Genomic DNA, 17,865 nt, shown 5'->3' on the forward strand with positions numbered 1-17,865 from the left:
CTACGCCCGCGTCGGCGTGCCTTGATGAAAGAGCAGCTGCCATCTTCCTCCGTCATGTTTCCAGATGGAGCTGCGCAGCACATGGCGTTCTGATCCGTCCGCCTGTCTGCGCCATGTGCGGTAGGTCAACAGCACCGCATCGGCTGAAATCGGTGTCAGCGCGTAGTCGGCGGACTGCAGCTCCCCGTCCTCGGCGCTGTCTTGTTCCTGCAGCAGGAGCTCGATCATGACGTCGCGGCTGTAGACCCGACCCGACGATCCGAACTCGTGGAAACCCTCGGCGAGCAGCTCTTCGAGCGCATCACTGGAATGGCGGACATCCCGGCGGTGCAGGGCTTCTTCGCGGGCGCGGATCTCGTCAATGCCGGGTTCGATGGCGCTCATCTCATCTCTTCCCAAGATTTGCCGACAACCCGGCGACGAGAGCATGAGGCTGCAACTGCTGCCGGCGCTGACACTTTCCTGATCGTTCGATAGTTGCAGTCATCGGAAGGCCTTGCCTGTGAAATTTGACGATTTCGCGAATAACATACTGAGAAAAATGATTTATCAGGAGTCATATATTCAAGTACAAGGAGAATATCATTGCAAACACCCTGCCGATATGCTTAATCTAAGTTGTACTTGAGAGGCGAGATATCAGGGCAGCGATTGCTACCGACATAAAAGCCAGTACACTTCTCCGCATCCCATACATATCCGAGACCATTGTCACGGCCGCCTTGCTGCGGCCGTTGTCTATTTCCCGCAATTTTCGGTCGGCGAATGACTATCCGCCGCCTGCACTCATCCGCATCCAGCCGCTGCCACTCAATCTCATCGCTGCCAACGTGCATACGGAAACCTAGATTTTCGCCATCGCATTCCAGCTTTGTAACCGAGGGAGGCCCGAAATGGCCCAGAGCAAGCATGGTTCGCCCGTGAGGGGCATGGATAACGTCGCGCAATCGAGCGTTCGCGACCAGAGGTTCGGGCGCATGTTCCGCAACCTGCCGTCCGCCGCCTATACCGAGGACGCGCTCGTCGATCTCGCAAAGACGATGTTTCAGGGGGAGTTCGCAGAGAAGATCGAGAAGCACGAGCCTGTCGATGTGGCGCTCAACGAGAAAGAGCCGGAAGACGAGAACCCAACCATTCCGGCCGGCTTTACCTATTTCGGCCAGTTTCTCGATCACGACATTACCTTCGATCCGGCCTCATCGCTCGATCGCTTCAACGACCCCGATGCCTTGCAGGACTTTCGCACGCCGCGCCTGGATCTCGATTCGGTCTATGGCTCGGGACCGTCGGACCAGCCTTTCCTCTATGAGGAGGACCAGTTGCACATGCTGCTCGGGGACGACAAGGATTTCGACCAGGCGCGGAAGAAGCGTCCCGACCTGCCGCGAAACACCGCAAAGATCCGCCGTGCGCTGCTCGGCGACAAGCGCAACGACGAGAATGTCATCGTCTCGCAGCTCCACACCACCTTCCTGAGGTTCCACAACAAGGTGGTCGATACGCTCGGCACTCGTGATTTCGAGCTCTGTCAGCAGACGGTGCGCTGGCACTATCAGTGGATCGTGCTGCATGATTTTCTGCGGCGTATCATCGGCCGGGAGACATATGAGCGCGTCATCGTCGGCAAGGGCGAAAAGCCCAATATCCGCTTCTACAATCCGCAGGGCCGCTACGCTTTCATCCCTGTCGAATTCTCGGTTGCCGCTTATCGCTACGGTCATTCCATGGTGCGGCCGAGCTACTCCCTGAACAGGATCGTCAAGGCGCCTAATCCCGTGCAGCAGCCGTTCAACGGCAAGCAGGCGACGTTCAATCGTATTCCGATCTTCTCGCTGATGGATGTGGCGCAGCATCCGCTGGCGAATTTGAACGGTTTTCGCGAGTTGCCCGGCTTCTGGGCGATCGACTGGTCCTTCTTCTTCGACGGGGTCACGCCCGATGGACCGCCGCCTCCAGGCGCCGTGCTGCCGCAGCCGTCCTACAAGATCGATACGCTGCTGGTCGATCCGCTGACAAGCCTGCCCGATCACCAGCAGGAGCCTATCAAGATCCGCAGGGCGCTTGCGGCTCTCAACCTGCTTCGCGGTTGGCGGCTTGGCCTGCCGTCGGGGCAGGCGGTCGCGCGGCACATGGAAATGGAGGCGCTGACGGACAAGCAACTTTTCGACAGCGAGGATGCCGATGTGAAAGCGGCGCGCGGCAAGGTGCTGAGACAGAATCCCGGTATCTTCGAGGGCAATGCGCCGCTGTGGTTCTATATCCTGCGCGAGGCGGAGATAGCAGCCGACAGCAAGCATCTCGGACCCGTCGGCGGCACGATCATCGCCGAGGTCATCGCCGGCCTCATCGCGGAAGATCGCCATTCCTTCCTGGCGCAATGGCCGAAATGGCGGCCGACATTGCCGGGTAAGGAGAGGGGGCATTTCACGATTGCGGATCTGATCAATTTCACGAACGGGTAGGCTTGGGTGGCGGCGCTGCCCAAAGCAAGGCTTGCGCTACGGGATACGCCGCCATCATTCCTACCGGCATGCAGATACCTCTCTGACGAGTGCGAACGCTCCTGATCGGTCATCCTCCACACGTAAAGCTTTCATTCACCGTTTTTAATTAAATTTGAATCGAGGTTTTCCGATCACAAACCGCATGCGGAAGCGATAAGTATGGCGTTTATCTCCCTTCTCCGGCGTATCGCCCTGCCAGTCCTGCTTTCCACGGCGTTGACGACCTGTTCGATCAGCGATGGGCTGGTGCCGCCCGAGAATGTCGATAGCAGCACGCGCGTCAGTTCCATTACGCCGGCGCACGGCGCGGTGCGCATGGCGCCGGTCCAGAGCCAGCAACCCTATCCCGTCGCGAGAGCGCCTGTCGGCAATACGCAGGGGCAGATCGACTATCTCGATACGCCGAACCTTGCTGGCTCAGGCCAGCAGATGCGCTCTCCGGCGCAGCAATCCCAGCCCTTAGGCATGACACAGCAGGGGCAGCGGCGCCTGCCGATGATCGATAGCGATGAAGCCCTGGCGCAACAGAGCCCGCAACAGGCATCTAACGGCAACTGGGGAGGCGTGCAGCCGCTCGCCGTTCCCCAGGGCGGTGTCAACATGGATGAGGAGCTCGGTGCCGGGCCAGGCAATCAGCCGGTCGTCGGCCTGGCGCAGGAGCAACAGCAGCAGATCGCCGAGGGCAATGCCACCGAGCCTGTCGTCGACGGCATCGGCACGGAAAATCCCACCCAGCTCAATCAGCGGAACATGCCGCAGCCGGTTGCCGCCGCGCAAATGAACCGCGCGCCGATGCGCACTGTACAGGGCAACCGCGCGCAGACGTGGAATGACGGCAGCCCGGTTCTCGCCCCGACGCGCGTGCCCGAAGAGGACGAGCCGGAAGAAGTCGCCATGCTGCGGCCGAACAATCCGATGATGAGCGAGCCGGCGGCTCCGATCGATCCCGGCGTCATGCCGTCTTCCGAATTGTCATGCCGGCGTGAGCTGAAGCGCATGGGCGTGATCTTCGAGGATCGCCCGCCGATTTCCAACGGGCCTTCCTGCCAGGTGGCCTATCCGGTGTCGCTGAAGGGCCTCTCGGGCAATATCGGCGTCAAGCCGGCGGTGGTGCTGAACTGCCAGGTGACACTCGCCTTTGCCAAATGGGTGAAGAACGAACTCGCCCCCTCGGCCCGCTTCCGTTACTGGACCGGTATCAAGACCATCCAGCCGCTCGGCGGCTATTCCTGCCGGCGCATGAATAACAGCCGCCAGCGATACAATCCGATTTCGGAACATGCCAAAGGCAACGCCATCGATGTCGGCAAGTTCGTGCTGAAGGACGGCCACGAGATCGACGTGCGCAAGAAGGGCCTGTTCTCCTTCCGCGAAGGGCGGCTGCTCAAGGCCGTGCGCAGCGACAGCTGCAAATATTTCAACACGGTTCTCGGGCCCGGCTACAATCCGGAGCACTGGAACCATTTCCACTTCGACCTCATGTCGCGCAGAAGCGGAAGAGGCGTCTGCAAATAGGCTGACATCGGGGAAAGGTCTGCGTGACCTCGATGGTGCCGAGATCGCGTCGACAGCTTGCGCGTCCTTGAGAAGATTTGCGCGACATCGAAAATTGGTTCGACTGACAGAAGCCCTTCGAAATTAAAGCGCTCTCGCAAGCCCTTGCAGACGACGGCGTAAGTGGTCAGATTGCCGGCATAGCGTAAGCAATATTTTCAAAGTCGCACCATCATGACCGGCATTTTCCTCCTGCTCATCGGCTTTCCGGGCACGGGCAAGCTCACCATAGCCAAGCGGCTGAGCCCACTGTTTTCAGCGAAAATCATCGACAATCACTGGGTCAACAATCCAGTGCTCGGCGTCCTCGACCACGATCCGGCAAAGCCGCTGCCGGCGGAGATATGGGAGCAGACGGGCAGGATACGGCAGACGGTGCTGGATACGATCGTGACTTCCTGCGCGCCCTCGGCAAATTTCATCTTCACCCATGCCGGCATTCAGGGCGACGAGCGCAGCCATCGCACCTTCCGGCAGATTGCTGATGCCGCCGAGAAGCGGGGATCGCTGCTGGTGCCGGTGCGGCTTTTCTGCGAGGCGGAGGAGCTGGCGCGGCGTGTCGCGATACCGGAACGGCGCGAGCGGCTGAAATCGGTGAATGCCGAGGCCTCGCGGGAGCGGAGCCGGACCTTGGAGGTGCTCGACCCCGAGCATGCGAATACGCTCAACCTCGACGTCACCGCCATGTCGGCAGAGGTGAGTGCGGCTGCTGTTCATCGGCATGTGCAGGCTCTCTCGAGCCACCTCCGCAGCTAAACGCGCGGCCCGACGCTTCAGCACGTCCTCAACATCAGGTCCGAAAGGCCCTGCTGGAAACCTGGATCGGATTCTGGCACGGGTCTTTGGCGTTGGCATAGACATAGCCGTCCGCCTTGTGGACCGGCCCGAATATCAAACCATTTCCGGCGCATTCGGCGCAGAATGCCTCGATATCCCTGACATCGAAAACCAGCTTGACGGTTGACTGGCCGCTGCGTTGGCCCTTTGCGGCCTGATGCAGCATGATGTTGGCGCCGCCATCCTGCGAGACCAGCTCGACGATCCGGTCGCCAGGCAATTGCATGGGCTTGAAGCCGAAATGCGTCTCGTAGAATGCGGCCGTCTCCTCGATATCGCCGGCATAGATCACCAATCGGTTCAGTGGCACGACAGCCTCCCATGACGTCTCGTACGATGCGCCAGCAAGGCACTTGCGGCGGAGTTTGCCACGGCGCGTCCGGCCGGAACAAGCCGATTTTGGCTGCCTTGTCACAGGCGCGCCAGATATCCTGACTTGCGCCGGAAACCATTGCCGTGGTGAGCAGTTAGGAACACTCAGCCTGATCCCGGGCATGATCCCGGGGGGATGAGGCGATTGCGGGGATGGATGGAGATCGGCGATCTCAGGCTCCTGACGGGAAAGCATCTGCTCATTGTCGGGAGAGGTGATCTGGTTGCCGACGAAGTGCGGCTTGCGCTGGAGCGGGCCGGCGTCGTCATCGTCGGGCCTGCGTCGTCAGTGGAGATCGGCCTGGCGCTGCTCAATATTATCAGGATCGACGGCGCCATTCTGGATATCGGCCTCGAGGGCGAGACGGTGTTTCCACTCGCCGAGCGGCTGCAGGATGCCGGAATACCCTTTGTTTTTGCGCTGCCTCATGCCGACGCGGATATTGGCGCGAAATACGGCGGCTACCGCCTCACCGAGAGCCTCGCCGCACTTGCCGAGATCGCCAAGGCGCTCTTTGCGCCGCGCGAAAATAGCGACTGAGGTTCGCCCGGCTTCGAATGCCGTCAGCATGCCTATTGTGCGGTATCGTACCAAGACATCAGGTTATGGAACGAACAGAAGGCTGCATCCCTTTCCCTGAGCATCGGAGACCCTCGATATTAGGGGTTCTCCGTATCAAGGCCCTCCGTACCGAGGGCCAGGGAGCTGGACATGAAACATTCCCCCGAAACTCTTCAAGCGGAAGTGGTCACGCTCATTCCAGCGCTCAGGGCATTTGCCCGCACTTTTTACCGGACATCCACGGATGCGGACGATCTTGTGCAGAAAACGCTGGTCAGGGCGCTCGGCAATATCGAGCAGTTCAAACAGGGCACGAGGATGAAATCCTGGCTGTTCACGATCATGCGCAATGCCTTCTGCACGCGCTTCCGGATCAAACAGCGCGAAACGCTCGGTTCGGATGAGTGCGTCTCGTCACAGGGCAGCGTGCCGGCCGACCAGGAATGGCATCTGCGCGGCCATGAGCTGGAAGCTGCCTGCGGACACCTGCCGGAGCCATACCGCGCCGCGTTTTCCTTCGTCTTCGTGGACGGGCGCTCCTATGAGGAAGCGGCGAACCATTTCCATTGCCCTGTTGGCACCATTAAAAGCCGGGTGAACCGCGCCCGCCAGCGCATTGCGCACGATATCGGCTATTATCATTAGATACCGCGCGTCGATTAGGTCCGATGCCGTAAGCCGCATTATCGCCAGCCAATAATCGCTAAACGGTATCCCGCTGTTTCAGTTCGCCAATCAGCCGGCGATATTCCTGCTCAGCGCGACCATAGGAATCACCGGCAAATTCTTCGAGGCGCGTCCGGTTGCGGACAGCGATCATGCTTCGTTCCGACCAGATGAGTTGCCTGCCTTCCAGCTCATGCAGCGCGGTGGTGATGCTGGCACGTCTGATCGAGAGCATGAGGGCCAGGAACTCGTGTGTCAGGCCGATGCGGTCGCCGTCGAGGCGGTCGTGGCACATCAGGATCCATCGCGCCAACCGCGCCTCGATGGAATGATTGGCATTGGCAAGCGAGGTGGAAGCCGCCTGGACGATGAAGGTCTGGACATAGCGGTTCAGGAGCCTGCGCAGCGACGGCACGGCCTCCAGTGATTCCCGCAACGGCTCCACGACGATGCGCGAACCATGCCCTTCCACCTGCATGAAAATGTCGAAGGTCGCGTGCGCGCTGTCGAGGATCGGCGTCAGCGGCACGATGCCTTCGCGCCCGACAATGCCGACCTCGCTCGATCGTTCGCCCGCCGATCTCGCGATGATCGAGGCGATGCCGTCCTCGATGAAATAGCAATGTTCCACCTGCTGACCCAAGGCAGAAAGCGCAAAGCCCCGCGGCAGGGCGAGCGGCTCAAGGTAAGGGGTGAGGTGCCGTCTCGCCTCCTCGTCCATCCTTCCGAGCAAGATGTTATTACCCGCCGTATAAAGCGCCTTGTCCATGATCTTCCTCTTCAGTCTCAAGACTCCGGACTGTCGTTGAAGTTCCCGGTCGCAGCTGAATTCGGCGGTGATTCTGGTGGGAATGGCTACCGCCGTTCAGCTTACGCGCTCCGGAGGCTCCAGACTTGTCACCAAATGGTGATCCTGTTTGAGGCAGTTGGAGCGCTCGGGCCGGAACTTTGTTCTGGTCGCCGCGTTCGCTGCGCGGAAACAGTCGATCCAGGGCAGCCCGCTATTCATTATGTCAGATTGGACCACACCGTTGCATATCCGGCTTCCGGGCCAGGTGAACCCCATTACCGTGCGTGGTACGGGCCATGCGGCAGCGCTCCTTGCGGAGAGATGGCCAGTCACCCACGGTCTGGCCTTCGAGCATGCTCTTGCCTCCTTTGCGGCCGTCTCGGAAGGCCAGCTTCTGCCCGACGAGGCGCGGGAAGCCTTCATCGAAGCGGCGGATGCCGCCGGCGTCAACTGGTCGAGTGAGGACGAAGCCTGACATTGCCATCGCCTGATGAGGGCAGGTGGTGTGGTCGGCCATCAGATCAAGAGGTAATTTAGCAAGGAATTGTTAACCTTGTTCCGCCGATAAGTTCCTTCATCTTCCGGGTGCATGACGCATCGATTCTCCTGTCCAATGATCGCTTTCTCGTTGAATAACAGAGCTTTTGATGTCGTCGATCATCACGAACAATTCCGCCATTGCCGCACTTCAGACACTTCGCAACGTGAACGGCAGCCTTCAGGATACGCAGCATCGCGTCTCCTCGGGATACAGGATCGACAAGGCCGCCGACAACGCCGCCTACTGGTCGATCGCCACGACCATGCGTTCGGACAACAAGGCGCTCTCGGCAGTTTCGGATGCGCTGGGCCTTGGTGCGGCCAAGGTGGACACGGCCTATACCGCGATGTCGAGCGCCGTGGACGTGGTAAGCGAGATCAAGGCAAAGCTCGTCGCCGCTTCGGAGAAGGGCGTCGACAGAAGCAAGGTGCAGGAAGAGATCGACCAGCTGCAGGATCAGTTGCTGAGCATCGCCCGGTCGGCCTCCTTCTCCGGCGAGAACTGGATGATCGCCATCGACCTGACGACCCGATCGGTCGTGTCCTCCTTCGTGCGCGACGGCAATGGCAATGTGAAGGTGACGCTGACGGATTACGTTGCCAGGAGCAGCAATCTCACTGATTCGAATACCATGTTCGGTGCCTGGGCGACCGGCGGCAGCCTCGAAAATCTCAATGAGGGCATACTCGGCACGAGTGCTGGAAAGTTATCCGGCCAGTCGGTCTACGCGCTCGACATCACGACGCTCACCACGTCAGGCGGCATCGGCAACGCGCTGCAGGATGTGGAGCAGGCGTTGGGCCAGATGGTTGCCACGGCTTCCGAGCTCGGCTCGCTGCAGAAGCGCATCGCCATGCAGGAGGATTTCGTCTCCAAGCTCGGCGATTCCGTCGACAGCGGCGTCGGCCGGCTGGTCGATGCCAATATGGAGGCGGAGTCATCGCGGCTGTCGGCGCTGCAGACGCAGCAGCAGCTGGCCGTGCAATCGCTCTCCATCGCCAACAGCGCGCCGCAGAACATCCTGTCACTCTTCCGCGGTTAAACGGGGTGCAGTTTAACGAGGCGCAGCGTGAAGAACATAGAGGTTTAGCAGGCCCTCATTCCCTCCTCGTGCAGGCACGAGCGCGGAAGAATGACATGGAGCTTGTTGTGGCAGCGCCTCGTCGAGCAGAGAGCGGGCTGACCTTTCGCGTTGACATAGACTGCCATGACGATTGTAGGTTGCGTTTGTAATTTTCCGAACAGTAGCCGCGCGCACCCGGTAAGGCGGTTTTCATCGCGTTGGTTTTTCCATTTATGCAAGCCAACGCCGCACGGCAGACCCTGAAACCGGCCTTTTCCAGCGCCTGCCGGGATTCTTTTTGCGTCCTGCATTTTGTGTGGAACTCTCTTCTCCTTCATGCGTTTGGCAGCATCTTTATGGAGCGATCGGGAGGAGATCATGCAACCGAAGATTATAACGGATGCACCTGTGGACCGCTGGATCGGTGCTGTGGAGCTTGCGATCGTGCAAAAGGCCTTCGACAAGCTTTGCGCCGAGCGCGGCTGGTCACGCGACTGCACAGAGGCGCGTGAACTCGCCCGCATAACAATCGACCTTTACCGGCAGGGCGCCGACAGCGAGCACAAGCTGCACACCATGCTGTCAGGTTCCGATTTCAAGACGCCGGCCCTGTGAGGGCACCATGAGCAATGTCGTAACATTCCCGCGCCGAAACCTCCGGTCGCAGCGGCCGTTCTATGTCGGTTCGACAAGGCAGGTGGAGGGGAGGATCGCCATTCTGGAAACGATCGCGAAGATCACCGTTCGCGACAGCGCTTTCACGCCCTATGAACAGGCGGCCCTGCTGGCCAAGCTGAGAACAGCCATCCGGGCGGAATGCGTTGCACACAAGCTGTCGCCGGAAGAGCAATTCGAGACGATGCGCTATGCCGAGCGGCTGCTCGACGATATCCTCGAGAGCGTCAACGACTGAAGCAGATCCCTCCACGTCTTCCTGTTCCGCTGCCTGCTTCCGGGCGCCATGCCGCAGTTGCGGAGCGCCATCTGGTCGTGCAAACATCAGGCCATGCTGATCCGACCTGCCAAAGCCGAAGACCGCAGCGCCATCTGGGCGATCCTGGAACCTGTCGTCCGGGCGGGCGAAACCTATACGCTCGACCGCGACATGAGCGAGGCCGATGCGCTCGACTACTGGCTCGGCCCCGACAAGGAAACCTTCGTCGCCGATGACGGCAGCAGCATCATCGGCACCTACTATATCAGGGCCAATCAAGCCGGCGGCGGCAATCACGTCTGCAATTGCGGCTATATGACCGCGCGCGAAGCGGCGGGCCAGGGTGTCGCGCGCATCATGCATCAGCACTCGCTTGCCCATGCGCGCCAGCGCGGCTTCCGGGCCATGCAGTTCAATTTCGTCGTCAGTTCCAACGAGCGGGCAGTTCGGCTCTGGCAGTCACTCGATTTCCAGGTCGTCGGGCGGCTTCCGGGCGCGTTCAATCATCCTGATCTCGGCTATGTCGATGCGCTCGTGATGTTCAGGGATCTCTAAGCTGCGGATTATAGACCCCGTTGCCGCGCCTGACTGCTGTTTCAGGCGAGTGAAGGGGCGCCCGACGTCAGTCGTTCCGCTTGTGGGGAGGGATTGGGCAGGGGTATTCACGACGTCTGGCCGGATTCGGGTAGGGGAACAGCATATGGAGCAGACATTGAGACGCACCGTCATGACGGTTGCGCTCCTGAATCTCGGCTATTTCGGCGTGGAATTTGCCGTGGCGCTGGCGATCGGTTCCGTCTCGCTGCTCGCCGACAGCGTGGATTTCCTCGAAGATGCTTCGGTCAATCTGCTGATCTTCTTCGCCATGGCATGGTCGGCAAAGAATCGGGCGCGGGTCGGCATGGGCATGGCGGGCATCCTGCTGGTGCCGGCGCTTGCCTTCCTGTTGATGGCATGGGGCAAGATTGCTCATCCGGTGCCGCCGCTGCCTTTGCCGCTGTCGCTTGCGGGACTTGGTGCGCTCGCCGTCAATCTCTTCTGCGCCTATATCCTTGCCGCCCACCGCCATGCCGCCGGCTCGCTGACGCGGGCGGCATTTCTGTCGGCCCGCAACGATGCGGCCGCCAATGTCGCCATCATCGCCGCTGGTCTGATGACGGCCTATCTCTGGCATTCGATCTGGCCCGATCTCCTCGTCGGACTTGCCATTGCCTTGATGAACCTCGATGCGGCGAAGGAAGTCTGGGAGGCGGCGCGGGAAGAGCGTGAGGCCGTGCCTTAAGCTGCGTTTTCGAACGAAGCGGCCGACACGCAGAAAAAAGAAAGCCGGCCTAGGGCCGGCTTAGACGAACGCGGCTGAACAGAGGATACTGGCCGGTTCCTGGCATTTCGTGACTGATAATAAATTTCACTACAATGCCGAGGACAGCAGAAAAGGCGTAACGAGATCGCCGAGAGGGCGGCTCCGCAAAAGGGTGGCGGCGGGCGGGAGCCGGTGCTGTCCTCGCGTGTTTTTATGCGGGACGAACATCACCGATTGATGACATCGGGAGCCGGGAGACGACTTTCTTTTCATCGGCTGATTTGGCCTGTGGATGAGCAACCGATGCCCGACATTATTGGCGGATAGGCCGATGGTGTGAATTCAGTGTTCAGGCCCCTCGGGATGTCAAAGTTTCACAAAGGGGCTATATAGCGGGCGAATTGACCTGATATCCGCAAAGAGCCCCATGGCACCAATCATTTCCGTCCAAAATCTCACCAAGACCTATGCAAATGGCTTCCAGGCGCTGAAGGGCGTCAACCTCGAGATCGAGCGTGGCGAAATCCTGGCGCTGCTCGGGCCGAACGGGGCGGGCAAGACGACGCTGATCTCGATCATCTGCGGCATCGCCAATCCGAGCGGCGGCACGGTCGTCGTCGACGGCCATGACGTGGTCAAGGATTTCCGCGCCACACGCACGCTGATCGGCCTGGTGCCGCAGGAGCTGACCACCGACCAGTTCGAGACGGTGTGGAATACGGTCAGCTTTTCGCGCGGTTTGCACGGCAAGAAGGCCAACCCCGCCCATATCGAGAAGGTGTTGCGCGACCTGTCTCTCTGGGACAAGAAGGACAATACGCTGCGCCAGCTCTCGGGCGGCATGAAGCGGCGCGTGCTGATCGCCAAGGCGCTGTCGCACGAACCGTCCATCCTCTTCCTCGACGAGCCGACAGCCGGCGTGGACGTGACGCTGCGCAAGGACATGTGGCATGTCGTCGAGCGGCTGCGGGGCGAGGGCGTCACCATCATCCTGACGACGCACTACATCGAAGAGGCGGAAGAAATCGCCGATCGTGTCGGCGTCATCAACGGCGGCGAGCTGCTGCTCGTCGAAGACAAGCAGGCGCTGATGGCCAAGCTCGGCCGCAAGCAACTCATCCTCGAACTCAACGAACCGCTTGAAAAACTGCCGGACTGCTTTGCCGGCAACGGCCTGTCGATCGAGGCCGAGGGCAACCGGCTGGTCTATGAATTCGACACCCACAACGAGCATGAAAGCGTCGCGTCGCTTTTGACGCGGCTCGGGCAAAACAACATCCATTTCCGGGATCTCTCGACGCGCCAGAGCTCGCTCGAAGACATCTTCGTATCGCTGGTAGGAGGCGCAAGATGAACTTCGAAGCGATCAAGTCGATCTATTATTTCGAGATGGCGCGGACCCGGCGCACGCTGCTGCAGAGCGTCATTTCGCCCGTCATTTCCACCTCGCTCTATTTCATCGTCTTCGGTGCTGCCATAGGCTCGCGCATCCAGCAGGTGGAGGGCGTCTCCTACGGTGCCTTCATCACGCCCGGCCTCATCATGCTGACCCTGCTCGGCCAGTGCATCGGCAATGGCTCCTTCGGCATCTATTTTCCGAAATTCACCGGCACGATCTACGAAATCCTGTCGGCCCCGGTCGCGATGACGGAGATCCTGATCGGTTATGTCGGGGCGGCGGCCACCAAGGGGCTGCTCATCGGCGTCATCATCCTGGTGACGGCCAATATCTTCGTCGATGTCCGGATCGAACATCCGTTCATGATGGTGCTGTTCTTTCTTTTGACGGCGATCAGCTTCAGCCTGTTCGGCTTCATGATCGGCATCTGGGCGACGAATTTCGAGCAGTTGAACCTCATCCCCATGCTGGTCGTTCCGCCGCTCACCTTCCTCGGCGGCAGCTTCTACTCGATCACCATGCTGCCGCCCTTCTGGCAGGCCGTCAGCCATCTCAATCCGGTGCTTTATCTCGTCAGCGGCTTCCGCTGGAGCTTCTTCGGGATCGCGGATGTGAACCCGTTGGTCAGTCTCGGGATGATCTCGCTGTTTCTGGTGATTTGCCTGAGCACGCTCGGCTGGATCTTCAAGACGGGATACAGGCTGCGCAACTGAGCGGACGGGCGACAGCCACCGAACAAAATCCGGTCAGGCGGCACAAAATCGTTCACATTTTGTTCGCGACTGCTAGTCTGGCCTCGCTGTCATTTGCGGAGGAGGAGAGTCGTGGCGGAGCAACAGGCGAAGTTCGAGCGGCTGAAGGCATTGCACTACCGGGATGAGGCATTCGTCATTCCGAACCCGTGGGATGCCGGCTCGGCACGGATTTTGACGAGCCTCGGTTTCGAGGCCCTGGCGACGACCAGCGCCGGTTATGCCTTTTCGAAAGGCAAGCGGGATTCCTTTGCGAGCCTGACGCGGGGCGAGATCCTCGACAATGCCGCCGAGATCGTTGGTGCGACCGATCTTCCCGTCTCGGCCGATCTCGAAGACGGGTTTGGTGCGGCGCCCGAAATCTGTGCCGAGACGATCCGGCTGGCATCCGAAGTCGGTCTTATCGGCGGATCGATCGAAGACGCCACCGGCGATCCGGCAAGGCCAATCTATGATCTGTCGCAGGCCGCCGAACGCGTGCAGGCCGCCGCGGAAGCGTCGCGGACACTGCCTTTCCTGCTGACGGCGAGGGCAGAAAATTTTCTCTGGAACCGGCCCGACCTCGATGACACGATCCGGCGACTGCAGGCTTTTTCTGCAGCCGGCGCCGATGTGCTCTATGCGCCCGGGCTGCCTGATATCGACGCCATTCGAACCGTCTGCGCCGCCGTCGACAAACCGGTCAACGTGGTGATGGGCCTGAAAGGGCCGCGCTACAGCGTTGCCGAACTCTCGGCTGCCGGCGTGCGCCGTGTGAGCGTGGGCGGATCCTTTGCGCGCGCGGCACTTGGTGCACTGCTGCGGGCGGCCGAGGAGGTGAAATCGTCGGGCACCTTCACCTACGCCGCCGATGCGATCCCGGCAGCCACGCTCAGCCAGCTCATGTCGCAGGAGAAGCAGGGCGACCGGCAGTAGGGCAGCATCGATGGCCTCTCATTGCGGATTGGTGATGAGGTCGGGAAATTTGTAGTATATGCAGTCGCTCATTACGAAGAGCGACATGCCGGTATCGCCGAGCTCGTAAGATGAGAGCTCCCACTCGAAGGTGTCGTGACCGTCATACCCGGCCACTAATGCCATCAGGCTCAACTCCCGGTACGGTCCTGGGGGAAACATTGCGCCATACATCGTCACCTCCTTTCCGGCGAATTCGCCTTTAATGACCCTCCTGATCTCCAGATCCGCCCGGATCATCCGGGTCGGGAATTCGTTCGTCACGACCAAACCGGATTCGCCGATGAAAAGCGATTTCACCCTGGCCTCGACCACCACCTTCGCCTTTGCCAGCAGCTCATTCTGCGGAGGACATCGCGGCATCCCGACTGCTGGCCGCAGGCAGAGGACCAACAGGACGAAAATCGCATGGAAGCCTGTTTGCATGCGCGCGCTCGATGATGCTCCGGGCATCGGTGTTTCCCCATTCGGGCAGGCCAATTCCTGCCAGTTGCGCGAAGCTGGACTCGAATTGCGGCTTATCCGCCGCTTTACGATGGCGGCCCGGCGTCAAACAGGTGATGGTTGTAAGTGCAAGATAACAGAACCCGGATGCCTGCCAATCAACCATTCTTCTTGCGCTGTTTCTGCTTGCCGTGCCGGGGGCGAAAATCGACGAGCAGGGATTTCAGTTCGAGTTCGCGCACGCGCCGTGCCGCTTCATCGGGGCTGACCCAGTCCAGCACGCGCTGGCCGACCTCCCTGAATTCGCTTTGTGCTGCCTCCACCTCGATCTGGAAGATATCGACGATGCAGGGAGCGACGTCACCGTCGTCCAGTTCCTTCAGATAGGTGTAGCGGCCAATGGGATGCTTGCTGACCGCTCCGCGCACGCCGGCTTCCTCCCACGCCTCGATGGCGGCCGCTTCATGCGGTTTCTTCTTTTTCATCGGCCAGCCCTTGGGAATGATCCATCGGCCGCTGTCACGCGTGGTGACGACGAGGATCTCGATCTCGGGACTCTTGTTTGCGGGGTTCTTGTTATCGTGGCCGGCATTCCCGCGACGGAAGCAGAGCGCGCCATATTGCTGGCGAAAGGCGCCGGAGAAGAGCTTCTCGGGCCTCGCTGCAAGTTGCTTCAGCAGTGGCTGGGATGTGCCGGCGCGGGATTTTGCGCCTTTTTTATTGGATTTCATGACATCTAGCATTGTCAAATTTTACTTTTTCGATCAATTGCCTGCGACGCTTTATGACAGATTTATGACAGTCTCCTATGGACAGTCGTTCGCACAGGGAAGGATCGCCCGAGATGATGAGCGTGTTTCGCAAGATGATGCCGCGGGAGGACCGCTTCTTCGATATGTTCTCCAGGCATGCGAAAACCGTGGTGGCAGCAGCCGAGGCGATGGAGAAGCTCCTGAAAGGCGAGGCGGTTCAGGAAAATTGCGACCGTATCGTCGCGCTGGAGGACGAAGCCGACCAGATCACCCGCGAGGTGCTGCTGGCGATCCGCCGCAGCTTCATCACGCCTTTCGACCGCGGCGACATCAAGGATCTGATCCAGTCCATGGATGATGCTATCGACATGATGCACAAGACGGTGAAGATCATCCGGCTCTTCGAGCAGTCGAGCTTCGATCCGCTGATGCGGGAAATGGGCGGCGAGATCATCAAGGCAGCGATCCTGATGCAGCAGGCGATCGGGCTGCTCGACAAGATCGGCGCCAATGCCTCGCGGCTGTCGGCGATTGCCGAGGAGATCACCCGGGTCGAGGGACGCTCCGACGAGCTGCATGACGAAGGGCTGAAGGACCTCTATCGCCGGCATGGGCCCAGCGGCAATGCCATGGCCTACATGATCGGCAGCGAGATCTATTCCAACCTGGAAAAGATCGTCGACCGGTTCGAGGACGTGGCCAACGAAATCAGCGGCGTCGTCATCGAGAACGTCTGATGGAAGCCTCTCTCTCCCTTCCGCTGCTGGTCGGCCTGATCGGTGTGGCGCTGTTCTTCGATTTTCTGAACGGGCTGCATGATGCGGCAAACTCGATAGCGACGATCGTCTCCACCCGGGTGCTGAGGCCGCAATATGCCGTCGCATGGGCCGCCTTCTTCAATTTCATCGCCTTTCTGTTCTTCGGCCTGCATGTTGCCGAAACGCTCGGCACCGGCATCATCGACCCGGCCATCGTCTCGCCGCAGGTGATCTTTGCGGCGCTGATGGGGGCGATCGTCTGGAACATCGTCACCTGGCTGTTCGGCATACCCTCATCGTCGTCGCATGCGCTGGTCGGCGGGCTTGTCGGAGCGGGGCTCGCGAAGGTCGGCGTCAGCTCGATCGTCTGGAGCGGGTTGTTGAAGACGGTGGGCGCGATTTTCCTCTCGCCGGCGATCGGCTTTTTCCTGGCGCTGTTCTTCGTCCTCGTGGTTTCCTGGATGTTCGTGCGCCAGACGCCCTTTGCCGTCGACCGCACCTTCCGTTTCATGCAGTTCATCTCGGCCTCGCTCTATTCGCTCGGCCATGGCGGCAACGATGCGCAGAAGACCATGGGCATCATCGCCATTCTGCTGTTCAGCCAGGGGCATCTTGGCGGCAGTTTCCATGTGCCGCTCTGGGTGGTCATCTCCTGCCAGTCGGCGATGGCGCTCGGCACGCTGTTCGGCGGCTGGCGGATCGTTCATACGATGGGCTCGAAGATCACCCGGCTCAATCCGATGCAGGGTTTCTGCGCCGAAACCGGCGGGGCGCTGACGCTCTTTGCCGCGACCTGGCTCGGCATTCCCGTCTCCACGACACATACGATCACCGGGGCGATCGTCGGTGTCGGCGCGGCGCGGCGGTTGTCCGCCGTGCGCTGGGGCGTGGCAGGCAATATCGTCATCGCCTGGATCATCACCATGCCGGCAGCCGCAATCATCGCCGCCGCTTCCTACGGTATCGCGAGCCTGTTCGGCTGAGAGCAGGGGCATCGTCCCGATCCGCCGGGGTGCCTGCTTCACGCATTCGATACCCCAATTTCAGGGGCTGCTATTTTCGATCACCTGTTGCGCTCTATTTCCCAAGCAAGGAGAAGGCGATAGCGAGCGGATAATGGGTCTGTCTGAGCATCCATCTGAATCGAGTGCGAAAATGCCCGCTAGAGCAGGCAGCCGCGGGATCAACCAGTGCGGCGCCATCTGCTGTCGGGTCGAGCGCGGCGGAAGGCTGAGCGTGCTGCTCATCACCAGCCGCGATACCGGAAGGTGGGTGATCCCGAAGGGCTATCTGGAAAGGAAGGAAAAGCCCTATCGTTGTGCTCAGCGCGAGGCGCTTGAAGAAGCTGGCATCGTAGGCAAGGTCAGGAAGAGGCCGCTTGGCTACTACACCTACCTGAAAGACAGTGAGACGCCGCTGACGGTCTCTATCCACTTGCTCAGGCTCAAAAACGAGGTCGATCAATTTCAGGAGCGCGCCCAGAGGCAGAAGATCTGGATTTCGCCGGCAGAGGCAGCCCTGCTTGTCGAGGAGCCTGAACTGCAGGCGCTTTTCCAGTCCATCGATGCGGACAATCCCCTGACATCGCAGGACCGGCTGAAGCCGCACCGGATCGCCAGACGGCGGCCGGTGGCTGGCGCGGCGGTGTCGCTGGCCAGGTCGCCGCCATCGCACTGACAG

The 17,865-nt window shown here is 60.4% G+C and carries 22 protein-coding genes; 17 read left to right on the plus strand and 5 right to left on the minus strand.

What is annotated here, in order from left to right:
- A complete protein-coding gene (locus tag AC1DUP_RS24800) occupies window positions 1–384 on the minus strand; it encodes a nuclear transport factor 2 family protein (RefSeq protein ID WP_477835149.1) in 384 nt (127 codons plus the stop codon).
- Window positions 385–893: 509 nt separating this feature from the next.
- Between AC1DUP_RS24800 and AC1DUP_RS24805 the strand changes: the two genes are divergently transcribed.
- The 3 genes from AC1DUP_RS24805 (at window position 894) to AC1DUP_RS24815 (ending at window position 4,814) form a co-directional block, all read left to right on the plus strand.
- Window positions 894–2,462 (plus strand): peroxidase family protein, encoded by a 1,569-nt coding sequence (locus AC1DUP_RS24805; RefSeq protein ID WP_477835151.1) that lies wholly within the window; start codon window positions 894–896, stop codon window positions 2,460–2,462.
- A 201-nt stretch (window positions 2,463–2,663) separates the two neighbouring features.
- Window positions 2,664–4,019 (plus strand): extensin-like domain-containing protein, encoded by a 1,356-nt coding sequence (locus AC1DUP_RS24810; protein ID WP_477835153.1) that lies wholly within the window; start codon window positions 2,664–2,666, stop codon window positions 4,017–4,019.
- A gap of 213 nt (window positions 4,020–4,232) precedes the next feature.
- Window positions 4,233–4,814 carry a DEAD/DEAH box helicase family protein gene (locus tag AC1DUP_RS24815; RefSeq protein ID WP_477835155.1) on the plus strand — a complete coding sequence of 194 codons (582 nt, stop codon included), beginning with the start codon at window positions 4,233–4,235 and terminating at the stop codon, window positions 4,812–4,814.
- Between the two features lie 34 nt (window positions 4,815–4,848).
- Here the strand turns inward: AC1DUP_RS24815 and AC1DUP_RS24820 are convergent, their stop codons facing one another.
- Window positions 4,849–5,205 (minus strand): VOC family protein, encoded by a 357-nt coding sequence (locus tag AC1DUP_RS24820; protein WP_113507728.1) that lies wholly within the window; start codon window positions 5,203–5,205, stop codon window positions 4,849–4,851.
- Between the two features lie 207 nt (window positions 5,206–5,412).
- Between AC1DUP_RS24820 and AC1DUP_RS24825 the strand changes: the two genes are divergently transcribed.
- Together AC1DUP_RS24825 and AC1DUP_RS24830 are read left to right on the plus strand one after the other, a co-directional pair.
- A complete protein-coding gene (locus AC1DUP_RS24825) occupies window positions 5,413–5,808 on the plus strand; it encodes a response regulator (protein WP_477835158.1) in 396 nt (131 codons plus the stop codon).
- 171 nt (window positions 5,809–5,979) lie between these two features.
- Window positions 5,980–6,474, plus strand: a complete 495-nt coding sequence (locus AC1DUP_RS24830; protein WP_477835160.1) for a sigma-70 family RNA polymerase sigma factor — start codon at window positions 5,980–5,982, stop codon at window positions 6,472–6,474.
- 58 nt (window positions 6,475–6,532) lie between these two features.
- Here AC1DUP_RS24830 and AC1DUP_RS24835 read toward each other — a convergent pair whose 3' ends face one another.
- Complete coding sequence (locus AC1DUP_RS24835) at window positions 6,533–7,264, minus strand: Crp/Fnr family transcriptional regulator (RefSeq protein WP_477835162.1); 732 nt, start codon at window positions 7,262–7,264, stop codon at window positions 6,533–6,535.
- Between the two features lie 262 nt (window positions 7,265–7,526).
- On the opposite strand from AC1DUP_RS24835, the gene AC1DUP_RS24840 reads away from it, so the two are divergent.
- The 9 genes from AC1DUP_RS24840 (at window position 7,527) to AC1DUP_RS24880 (ending at window position 14,192) form a co-directional block, all read left to right on the plus strand.
- Entirely contained in the window at window positions 7,527–7,760 is a 234-nt protein-coding gene (locus AC1DUP_RS24840; RefSeq protein WP_477835164.1) for a DUF982 domain-containing protein, read from the plus strand.
- Between the two features lie 172 nt (window positions 7,761–7,932).
- Complete coding sequence (locus AC1DUP_RS24845) at window positions 7,933–8,868, plus strand: flagellin N-terminal helical domain-containing protein (protein WP_113301513.1); 936 nt, start codon at window positions 7,933–7,935, stop codon at window positions 8,866–8,868.
- Window positions 8,869–9,267: 399 nt separating this feature from the next.
- Complete coding sequence (locus tag AC1DUP_RS24850) at window positions 9,268–9,504, plus strand: hypothetical protein (RefSeq protein ID WP_113301512.1); 237 nt, start codon at window positions 9,268–9,270, stop codon at window positions 9,502–9,504.
- Window positions 9,505–9,511: 7 nt separating this feature from the next.
- On the plus strand, window positions 9,512–9,802 hold the full coding sequence (locus tag AC1DUP_RS24855) for a hypothetical protein (protein ID WP_113301511.1): 291 nt from the start codon (window positions 9,512–9,514) through the stop codon (window positions 9,800–9,802).
- A gap of 93 nt (window positions 9,803–9,895) precedes the next feature.
- Complete coding sequence (locus AC1DUP_RS24860) at window positions 9,896–10,378, plus strand: N-acetyltransferase family protein (RefSeq protein ID WP_477835167.1); 483 nt, start codon at window positions 9,896–9,898, stop codon at window positions 10,376–10,378.
- A 145-nt stretch (window positions 10,379–10,523) separates the two neighbouring features.
- Window positions 10,524–11,105 (plus strand): cation efflux transmembrane domain-containing protein, encoded by a 582-nt coding sequence (locus tag AC1DUP_RS24865; protein ID WP_477835169.1) that lies wholly within the window; start codon window positions 10,524–10,526, stop codon window positions 11,103–11,105.
- Between the two features lie 448 nt (window positions 11,106–11,553).
- On the plus strand, window positions 11,554–12,480 hold the full coding sequence (locus AC1DUP_RS24870) for an ABC transporter ATP-binding protein (protein ID WP_113301508.1): 927 nt from the start codon (window positions 11,554–11,556) through the stop codon (window positions 12,478–12,480).
- A complete protein-coding gene (locus AC1DUP_RS24875) occupies window positions 12,477–13,238 on the plus strand; it encodes an ABC transporter permease (RefSeq protein ID WP_113307655.1) in 762 nt (253 codons plus the stop codon). The genes AC1DUP_RS24870 and AC1DUP_RS24875 overlap by 4 nt, the downstream gene beginning before the upstream one ends.
- A 111-nt stretch (window positions 13,239–13,349) precedes the next feature.
- On the plus strand, window positions 13,350–14,192 hold the full coding sequence (locus tag AC1DUP_RS24880; protein ID WP_477835172.1) for an isocitrate lyase/PEP mutase family protein: 843 nt from the start codon (window positions 13,350–13,352) through the stop codon (window positions 14,190–14,192).
- 18 nt (window positions 14,193–14,210) lie between these two features.
- Here the strand turns inward: AC1DUP_RS24880 and AC1DUP_RS24885 are convergent, their stop codons facing one another.
- Window positions 14,211–14,684, minus strand: coding sequence for a hypothetical protein (locus AC1DUP_RS24885; protein ID WP_477835174.1), 474 nt, complete (start codon window positions 14,682–14,684; stop codon window positions 14,211–14,213).
- Window positions 14,685–14,833: 149 nt separating this feature from the next.
- Complete coding sequence (locus AC1DUP_RS24890; protein ID WP_477835176.1) at window positions 14,834–15,406, minus strand: NUDIX hydrolase; 573 nt, start codon at window positions 15,404–15,406, stop codon at window positions 14,834–14,836.
- A 113-nt stretch (window positions 15,407–15,519) separates the two neighbouring features.
- On the opposite strand from AC1DUP_RS24890, the gene AC1DUP_RS24895 reads away from it, so the two are divergent.
- The 3 genes from AC1DUP_RS24895 to AC1DUP_RS24905 all read left to right on the plus strand — a co-directional run bounded on the left by AC1DUP_RS24895 (window position 15,520) and on the right by AC1DUP_RS24905 (window position 17,862).
- Window positions 15,520–16,164 carry a DUF47 domain-containing protein gene (locus AC1DUP_RS24895; protein ID WP_113301504.1) on the plus strand — a complete coding sequence of 215 codons (645 nt, stop codon included), beginning with the start codon at window positions 15,520–15,522 and terminating at the stop codon, window positions 16,162–16,164.
- Entirely contained in the window at window positions 16,164–17,168 is a 1,005-nt protein-coding gene (locus AC1DUP_RS24900; RefSeq protein ID WP_113301503.1) for an inorganic phosphate transporter, read from the plus strand. Before AC1DUP_RS24895 ends, AC1DUP_RS24900 begins: the two co-directional genes overlap by 1 nt.
- Before the next feature lie 172 nt (window positions 17,169–17,340).
- Entirely contained in the window at window positions 17,341–17,862 is a 522-nt protein-coding gene (locus AC1DUP_RS24905; protein WP_477835179.1) for an NUDIX hydrolase, read from the plus strand.
- Window positions 17,863–17,865: the final 3 nt, after the last annotated feature.

This window comes from Rhizobium sp. 01L419 (assembly GCF_056400025.1).

Coding starts and splice junctions, on each gene's coding strand:
- AC1DUP_RS24800 (WP_477835149.1), bottom strand. CDS start 384: ATGAGCGCCATCGAACCCGGCATTGACGAGATCCGCGCCCGCGAAGAA.
- AC1DUP_RS24870 (WP_113301508.1), top strand. CDS start 11,554: ATGGCACCAATCATTTCCGTCCAAAATCTCACCAAGACCTATGCAAAT.
- AC1DUP_RS24905 (WP_477835179.1), top strand. CDS start 17,341: ATGCCCGCTAGAGCAGGCAGCCGCGGGATCAACCAGTGCGGCGCCATC.
- AC1DUP_RS24855 (WP_113301511.1), top strand. CDS start 9,512: ATGAGCAATGTCGTAACATTCCCGCGCCGAAACCTCCGGTCGCAGCGG.
- AC1DUP_RS24895 (WP_113301504.1), top strand. CDS start 15,520: ATGATGAGCGTGTTTCGCAAGATGATGCCGCGGGAGGACCGCTTCTTC.
- AC1DUP_RS24865 (WP_477835169.1), top strand. CDS start 10,524: ATGGAGCAGACATTGAGACGCACCGTCATGACGGTTGCGCTCCTGAAT.
- AC1DUP_RS24885 (WP_477835174.1), bottom strand. CDS start 14,684: ATGCCCGGAGCATCATCGAGCGCGCGCATGCAAACAGGCTTCCATGCG.
- AC1DUP_RS24890 (WP_477835176.1), bottom strand. CDS start 15,406: ATGAAATCCAATAAAAAAGGCGCAAAATCCCGCGCCGGCACATCCCAG.
- AC1DUP_RS24875 (WP_113307655.1), top strand. CDS start 12,477: ATGAACTTCGAAGCGATCAAGTCGATCTATTATTTCGAGATGGCGCGG.
- AC1DUP_RS24815 (WP_477835155.1), top strand. CDS start 4,233: ATGACCGGCATTTTCCTCCTGCTCATCGGCTTTCCGGGCACGGGCAAG.
- AC1DUP_RS24900 (WP_113301503.1), top strand. CDS start 16,164: ATGGAAGCCTCTCTCTCCCTTCCGCTGCTGGTCGGCCTGATCGGTGTG.
- AC1DUP_RS24810 (WP_477835153.1), top strand. CDS start 2,664: ATGGCGTTTATCTCCCTTCTCCGGCGTATCGCCCTGCCAGTCCTGCTT.
- AC1DUP_RS24830 (WP_477835160.1), top strand. CDS start 5,980: ATGAAACATTCCCCCGAAACTCTTCAAGCGGAAGTGGTCACGCTCATT.
- AC1DUP_RS24850 (WP_113301512.1), top strand. CDS start 9,268: ATGCAACCGAAGATTATAACGGATGCACCTGTGGACCGCTGGATCGGT.
- AC1DUP_RS24835 (WP_477835162.1), bottom strand. CDS start 7,264: ATGGACAAGGCGCTTTATACGGCGGGTAATAACATCTTGCTCGGAAGG.
- AC1DUP_RS24860 (WP_477835167.1), top strand. CDS start 9,896: ATGCTGATCCGACCTGCCAAAGCCGAAGACCGCAGCGCCATCTGGGCG.
- AC1DUP_RS24845 (WP_113301513.1), top strand. CDS start 7,933: ATGTCGTCGATCATCACGAACAATTCCGCCATTGCCGCACTTCAGACA.
- AC1DUP_RS24805 (WP_477835151.1), top strand. CDS start 894: ATGGCCCAGAGCAAGCATGGTTCGCCCGTGAGGGGCATGGATAACGTC.